The organism is Saccharomonospora saliphila YIM 90502 (genome assembly GCF_000383795.1).
In the GTDB taxonomy this organism is placed as follows: domain Bacteria; phylum Actinomycetota; class Actinomycetes; order Mycobacteriales; family Pseudonocardiaceae; genus Saccharomonospora; species Saccharomonospora saliphila.
The window spans coordinates 73,358-75,184 of the sequence record NZ_KB912678.1; the positions used below are offsets into that span (position 1 = coordinate 73,358).

Sequence of the window (1,827 nt, forward strand, 5' to 3'; positions counted from 1 at the left end):
GGCGGCGGCCCGCAGCTCGCGCAACAGCGCCGCCCGCTCGCGGTCGAACTCCGCGGCCCTGCGGTCGTCGCCGAGGGCGGTCGCGTCGTCGATCTCCTCGTCGAGCATCGCGAGGCGTCGCCGGTACCGCGCCTTGGCCTCGCCGTCGAGGACGTCGTCGCCGCCCATCCGCGTCGCGGCACTGACCAGGTCGCCGCCCTCGGGGTTGAGCAGATCCACGGCGGGAACGTCGGTACCGGGCCTGCTGAGCAGACGGTGCAGATCCCGCAGCCCCTTGGCGTCCGGGAGATACACGGGGTCGCTGTCCAGGCCGAGCGACCAGACCTCGCCGGTGTAGTGGAACAGCCCGGAGTGAGCAGCCACGGCGGATTCCTCCACTGTGGAGGGAGGCGTCACGCGACTGATGCCGAGCGCGGCCGCCTCGCGCTCGACCTCGGCCAGCAACGCGGCCGCGGTCTCGGCATCCCCGGCGGCACCGCGACCGCGCAGCGCCTCGGCGAGGCCCGCCCGCGCCTCGATCGACCACGGCTTCGCCCGCATCGCGTCGGCGGAGCGCCACGCCTCGGTGAACCCGTCCACGGCCTCGGTCCAGCGCTGTTGTGCGGCGTCGAGCACGGCGAGCCAGTACGTGACCGGCCCGCTCAGGTCGAATCCGAACAGCGACACCAGGTACTGCCCCGCGAAGGGTGTGAGCTCCTCCCTCGCCCGTTCGCACCGCCGCGGGTCTCGCGTCACCGCGGCGGCCTGTGCCCGCAGTCGCAACCACAACGGCGCGACGGCCCGTGCCACGTCGTCATCGGCGGGCTTCGCGTCGAGCACGCGCAACGCGGGCCCCGGATCGCCCGACCGCAACGCGGTGATGGCCTCCATCAGCGGCGCGTGCTCGTACTCGGCGGTGCCGACCTCGCGGTGCAGCGTGGCCAGTCCCTCCGTGTCGGCCCGGTAGTAGAGCAGCTGCCAGCGCAGATGATGGAGCATCGACTCGGTGTGTCCGTCCTCGGCCGGCCAGGTCCGCGCCGCCCGCGCCGCGTGGGCCTCGGCCTCGTCGAACCGGCCGGTGAACGCGGCCACGAGGCTCTGGTCGATCTCCGCGGCGATGCGCAGGCGGGTGTCGTCGAGTTCGGCCGCCAACGCCACGAACTCCTCGAGCTGCTCGAGATAGGCGGGGTCACCGAGCTCCAGCAGCGCGACCCAGCGCAGTGCCGTCGCGAACAGCTCGGTCGAGCCGTCCCCGGTGCGCCTGCCGACCGCCGCGAGTTCGTCGGTGAGCGCCGCGCGCTGTTTCGCGGTTCCGAGACCCCAGATCGTGTGGTGCAGCGTCCAGAGGCTGAACCCGAGCGTCTCGTCGTCCCCACCGTGGCGGGCGAGGCTTTCCAACCGGATGGTGAGCTCGATGGCGAGCTGCTGTTCGGATCGCCCGCCCGGGTCCTCGTCGCCGATCAGTGCCTGGTGTGCCTCGGCCAGCAGTGGGGCCGCGAGATCACGGCCGGAGCCGAGCGGCGAGTGGTACGCGGTGAGCGCCACGCGGGCGATCAGCACGGGGTCGTGCCGCGCACGCGCGTACGCGGTCGCCTCGTGCAGCAGCCGTCGTGCGGCGTCGGACTCGCCGGTGTGGTCGAACTGATGGAAGAGCTCGTGCGCGAGCAGAACCCACAGCTCCGGCTCCGCCTCGCCCGCCACCTCCAGCCCCCGCCGGAAGTGCCCCGTGGCTTCGTCGGAAGCCAGCCTGCTGACCGCCCGCCTGCCCGCGGCCAGCAGCAACCGCACCGCGTGCGCACGGTCGATCGCGTCCCCCGCGAGGTAGGCGTGCCGGGCGAGGTCGGCGGG

At 73.4% G+C, this 1,827-nt stretch carries 1 pseudogene; it reads right to left on the reverse strand.

What is annotated here, in order from left to right:
- Positions 1-1,827: pseudogene (locus SACSA_RS26100) on the reverse strand (ATPase); the annotation flags it as partial.